The organism is Zetaproteobacteria bacterium (assembly GCA_003696765.1).
Taxonomy (GTDB): domain Bacteria; phylum Pseudomonadota; class Zetaproteobacteria; order Mariprofundales; family J009; genus RFFX01.
In genome coordinates this window covers 1-4,863 of sequence record RFFX01000089.1, presented here as the reverse complement: position 1 = coordinate 4,863, position 4,863 = coordinate 1, and the positions used below count along the sequence as shown (strand labels likewise).

Sequence of the window (4,863 nt, the reverse complement as noted above, 5' to 3'; positions counted from 1 at the left end):
GGGCAGGACGGCGCATGCCGGCGCCCTCCACGTAAAGCCAGACCAGGACGCGGCGTCCTCGTGTACTTGCCGGCACCAGCACACGCCTGTAGAGGCTGGGCCCGCCGGGCAGGAAGCCCTCGAGGCGGTCGATGGCCGGGAGGCGGGTTTCGGGATCGTCGAAGGTCAGGAGCTCGCCGTACAACTGTCAAACGACACCTACCTTTACGGGATAAGGCGACATCTTGTGTTACGGGTGTGTCGCGATGAATGGCGCTTGGGTTCATGATCGTTTCTCCTTTTCTCAGCTCTGGTTTTGTTGGATGCGTGCGACGCGGTTTGCGGCCTGTTCGAGCGCTTTCAGTCGCCAGCTTTTGCCGCTGATGTTGAGGACATGGGCGTGGTGCAGGAGCCGGTCGCGGCACCGGAACAACGCTTAAGTTACCTACCGGAGGGGAGTTCGAAACGTCGGGTGGGTACCCCGCCTGCAACCTGGCTGTTGAACAAGACGGGCTGTGAAACGGAGAATCGGAGAGTTCGAAGAGGATATGCGTGGGTTGCGCTTGCAACCGTGGGGGTGCGCTTGGACCCCACGTGCTTCATCTCGAACCGGAGAATCAAGGGGGAAGTACGCGGGGCCGTAACTCCGCGTGACAAATCGGCAGAAAGCCGATTAGGACGCATCGAAGGCGCGCCCGCAAGGGCGAGGGCCAGGGATGGCCCGGGTCAATCAAGGAGAAAAGCAAAGACCCCGCCGGGTCATCCCGACGGGGTCTCGCGTTAACTAAGAACCGCCAGAGTTGGCGGATTGAAATCTGGCTCCCCGGGCCGGACTCGAACCAGCGACAAGGTGGTTAACAGCCACCCGCTCTGCCAACTGAGCTACCGGGGAAGGCAGGCGAACGGTACAATCCGTCCCTATGCTGTCAAGAAACGGAAATCGTCCGCTTGTGGCGGCGGTCACCGGCCGGATCGGCAGCGGCAAGAGCACGGTTTCCGCCCTTCTCGCCGGAATGGGGGTGCCGGTGCTCGATCTCGATGCCGTCGGTCGCGCCTTGCAGCAACGGCCGGAGATCGCCGCCGGGATCGCCCGGGCGTTCGGTCCGGAGGTGGTGTGCGACGGCGTGGTCGATCGCGCGGCGTTGGCGGCGCGCTGTTTCGCCGATCGGGCGGCGTTGCGGCGGCTGGAGGCGCTGCTGCACCCCTTGATCTGGCGCGAGGCGGAGGGGTGGATCGCCCGGCAGGAGGGCGTCTGCGTGGTGGAGGCATCGGCGCTGCGCGATCGACCGCATCTGGTCGACGTGGTGGTCGGGGTGCAGGCCGCACGCCCCCTACGGCGACGGAGGGTGGCTGCGCGCGGCGGGCGGGCGGCGGAGTATTTCGACGCCATCGACCGGCTGCAACGACCACCGAAGGCCGATGTCGTCATCGACAACAACGACGGAATGGACCGGCTGCGGCAAGAAGTGGCGCGGTTGCACGGGCGGCTGCTCCGGCGGGCCCGCCGTCATGCCGACCGCCTCTCCGGGCCGGGATGACGCCAGAGCGAGATCGTCTCCACCCGTCCGCTCCATGAGAACATCTCCAGGCTGAAGAGCCCCTCCATCCGCCATCCCGCTTCGGCCAGGAGCGTTGCATCGCGGCCGCCGGATGCCGGGTCGCAGTGGATCATGATCACCCGTTTCGGCAGGAGCCGCTGGATCATGGCGACGACGCGCCGCGCCCCCTTGCGCGGCGGGTCGAGCAGCAGCAGGTCGGCACCGGCGAATGGGGCGGGATCGAAGGGGCGCAGCAGATCGACGGTTCGATAGCGTGCCCCGGCATCGATCCGTCGGGCGTTGCGTTCGGCGCGGGCGACGGATGCCGCATCGGCATCGGCGCCGACGATGGTGCGTCCGGGACGCGCCAGCGGCAGGGAGCAGTTGCCTGCGCCGCAGAAGAGGTCGACGATGTGCCGTGCAGGGCCGGCCTGTTCGATGATCCAGCGGATCATGGCGCGGTTGGCCTCGGCGTCGGACTGGATGAAGTCGTCCGGGCCGATCTCCAGCGCGATGGAGCCGCCCCGGCAGGAGGGGAGCATGTCGTGGAAGGTGTGCACCGGCCGCCCCCAGGGGCGCAGGCCGCCGTCGTCGCCGCGCCGCCACCACTGCAGCGGCAGCGTCGCCTGTTCGGTGAAGGGGGGATCGCCCTCGTCGATGTGTGCGCAACCGTCGAGCAGCAGGTGGATGCCGTCCTCCAGCCGGGTGGCGGTCAGCGTGGTGAAGGGGGGGAGCGCACCGCGCTCCAGGGCATGGAGGATGCGCGGGTGGAGCCCCGCGAGCAGAGGATCGGCCGTGATGCAGCCTGCGGCGTCGACCACCTTGCGGCTTCGCACGGCGTGGAAGCCCAGGAGGAAGCGCCCCTGCGTGGACTCCAGGTGCCAGCGCAGCCGGCGGCGGCAGCGGCTGCGCGGCCGATCCGGCGCGCCGGGCAGCGGTTCGGCCCTCCGGCCCGGAGGGAGCGCCCGCCGGTAGTGCTCTTCGATCCATTCCCTTTGCAATCGGCCGTGCTCCGCCGGATGGAGGTGAAGGAGGGCGCAGCCGCCACATTCGCCGGCCACCGGGCAGCGCGGGGTGATCCGCTCCGCCGCCGGGGTGTCGACATGGGCCAGCCGGCCACGCGCCGCCCCGCGGTGGCGGCCGGAGGGGTGAAAGCGGATCTCCTCCCCGGGGAGCGCTCCGCCGACCAGCGTGGTCTGGTTTCCGCCGTGGCGGACCAGCGCCTCACCGCCGACCAGCAGCCGTTGCGCACGTCCGCGGATCAGCCCTCCCACGGCGTGCGGGCTTCGATCGCGCGGGAGATGGTGAACTCGTCGATGTATTCCAGCTCCCCGCCCTCCGGCACACCGCGGGCGATGCGCGAGATCCGCACGCCATCCCTCCCCATGTGGTGGGCGATGTAGTAGGCGGTCGCCTCACCATCGACGGTGGCGCTGGTGGCCAGCACCAGCTCGCGGATCCCCCCCTTGGCGATGCGCCGTTCCAGCCGGTCCAGCGTGAGCGACTCCGGGCCGACGCCGTCCACCGGGCTCAGCCGGCCGTGCAGTACGTGGTAGACGCCCGGAAAGCCGCTGCGTTCGATCATCAGGACATCGACCGGTTGCTCGACCACACAGACGAGTGCGTGGTCGCGCCGGGGGTCGTTGCACAGCGCGCAGCCCCCCGCCTCGCGGAAACAGCCGCATTCGGGGCAGAATCCGATCTGCTGATGGAGCCCGGCGATCGCCTCGGCCAACGCCCTGGCCTCGTCCGGAGGACGGCCGATCAGGTCGACAGCCATTCGGAGGGCCGATTTCGCCCCGACGCCGGGCAGGGTGGAGAGGTGTTCGACCAGCGCCGCCAGCGGCGCCGGCAGTCCGGTCAAAGGGAGAATCCGGGCGGCAGCGGCAGGCCGGAGAAGGCGGCGCTCTGCTTCTCCCGCACCACCTCGTCCACCCGGGCGGCGGCGTCGTTGCAGGCGGCGGCCACCAGGTCTTCGAGCAACGCCCGGTCCCGTTCCTGCCAGATGGCCTCGTCGATGGTCACCGAGCGCACCCGGTGCTCGCCGTTCATCCGCACCGTGACCATGCCGCCGCCGGCCTCACCGGCGACGTCGATGGCGGCCACCTCCTCCTGCAGGGCCTGCATCTTCTCCTGAACGGCCTTGGCCTGTTGCATCATCCTGGCGAAGTTCATGATCGGATCGCAAGAGGTCCCTCCATGGACGTTCCACCTGGGCGGGCAACGAGCGCGGTTCTCGATCGGACTGCGCAGGCTTGTCTCGTGCGCGGCCCTCCCTGGCCGCGGGGCCGGCCGCTGGAGCCGGCATGGAGCGCGTTCCGGCGTCTCTGCGGGGGTGTGGCGGGGGGATCAGCCTCCGCTGGGGGGCGGCGGCGCCCCATCCCGGCCGGCCCCCGGTGCGGGAAACCATACGCTGCGCCGGCGGTAGGCGTCAAAACGGTCGCCGAAACAGCGAGCGAGTTTACGCTCCTCCAGCCAGGCGCGCCACAACTGACCGCAGCCGATCAGCAGGGCGCCGGCGATGGTCACCGGGTGGGGCGAGAGCCAGACCAGCCCGGCCAGTGTGATGATCTCGCCCAGGTAGATCGGGTGGCGGATCCAGCGGTAGGGGCCGGAGGTGACCAGCGCGCGCCCCTCGACCATGATGGAGAAGTTGCCGCGCAGATGGATCAGCCCCCACAGCGCCAGTGCCACGCCGAGGCTGCAGGTGAGGATGGCCCCTTGCGGCGGGGCGGCGGTGGGGTGGAGCCTGAGGATGGCGGCGGGGGCGAAGGTGACGGCCAGCGGCAGGTGGCGCTCGAGCGGGCCGATCGCCGGTACGGCCGGCGGCGGCCGGAAGAGGTAGACCAGCACCAGCAGCAGGTAGAAGGCGAGCATCAATATCAGGTAGCTGTTGGCATGGCCTGCGAGGATCAGCCGCAGCGGCCCCCAGGCCAGCCAGCCGAAGATCGCCATGGCCAGCCAGTCGGCCGGTCGGCGCGGAGCGGGAGGGCGCAAGCGGCGCAGGGCGGCGATGGTCAACGCAGCGGATGGAAGGTGATGCGGTTGGTGCGGAAGAGCTCGAAGTGGTCGGCGGGCAGGTCGAAGGGGGCCGCCGCCCGGATCGCCTGGATCAGCGACCGGTCCATGAACGGATCGCCGGAGCTGCGGCTGATGGTAATGCTCCGAATCGATCCGTCCCGGTCGAGTTCGAGCACCACCTCGGGATCGCGCAGTCGCCCCGGACGTTCGGCCGGCACCTTCCAGTGGCGCTGTACCTTGCGCTGCATGCGGCTGATGTAGCGGTCGATCTCCTGCCGGGTCATGCCGGCGGTGGGGCGGGCCGACGGTTGCGCAGGGGGGGAGC

The 4,863-nt window shown here is 69.7% G+C and carries 6 protein-coding genes, 1 tRNA gene and 1 pseudogene; 1 reads left to right on the top strand and 7 read right to left on the bottom strand.

Features of this window, described 5'->3' with window-relative positions; translation table 11 throughout:
• Nucleotides 1-184, bottom strand: a pseudogene (locus tag D6682_08295) (hypothetical protein).
• Nucleotides 185-795: 611 nt separating this feature from the next.
• Nucleotides 796-871: transfer RNA gene (locus tag D6682_08290), tRNA-Asn, on the bottom strand.
• Between the two features lie 28 nt (nucleotides 872-899).
• Between D6682_08290 and coaE the strand changes: the two genes are divergently transcribed.
• Nucleotides 900-1,517, top strand: a complete 618-nt coding sequence (coaE, locus tag D6682_08285) for a dephospho-CoA kinase (GenBank protein RMH49929.1) — start codon at nucleotides 900-902, stop codon at nucleotides 1,515-1,517.
• On the opposite strand, the gene D6682_08280 is transcribed toward coaE, so the two are convergent.
• The 5 genes from D6682_08280 to D6682_08260 form a co-directional block, all read right to left on the bottom strand.
• The gene (locus D6682_08280) at nucleotides 1,487-2,791 is read right to left on the bottom strand and encodes a class I SAM-dependent RNA methyltransferase (protein ID RMH49928.1); all 1,305 of its coding nucleotides are present in this window, start codon (nucleotides 2,789-2,791) and stop codon (nucleotides 1,487-1,489) included. The two genes, coaE and D6682_08280, sit on opposite strands and share 31 nt — an antisense overlap.
• Entirely contained in the window at nucleotides 2,779-3,390 is a 612-nt protein-coding gene (gene recR / locus D6682_08275) for a recombination protein RecR (protein RMH49927.1), read from the bottom strand. Before recR ends, D6682_08280 begins: the two co-directional genes overlap by 13 nt.
• The gene (locus D6682_08270) at nucleotides 3,378-3,692 is read right to left on the bottom strand and encodes a YbaB/EbfC family nucleoid-associated protein (GenBank protein RMH49926.1); all 315 of its coding nucleotides are present in this window, start codon (nucleotides 3,690-3,692) and stop codon (nucleotides 3,378-3,380) included. Before D6682_08270 ends, recR begins: the two co-directional genes overlap by 13 nt.
• A 174-nt stretch (nucleotides 3,693-3,866) precedes the next feature.
• Nucleotides 3,867-4,538 (bottom strand): isoprenylcysteine carboxylmethyltransferase family protein, encoded by a 672-nt coding sequence (locus tag D6682_08265; protein RMH49925.1) that lies wholly within the window; start codon nucleotides 4,536-4,538, stop codon nucleotides 3,867-3,869.
• Entirely contained in the window at nucleotides 4,535-4,822 is a 288-nt protein-coding gene (locus tag D6682_08260) for a TonB family protein (GenBank protein ID RMH49924.1), read from the bottom strand. Before D6682_08260 ends, D6682_08265 begins: the two co-directional genes overlap by 4 nt.
• Between the last annotated feature and the right edge of the window lie 41 nt (nucleotides 4,823-4,863).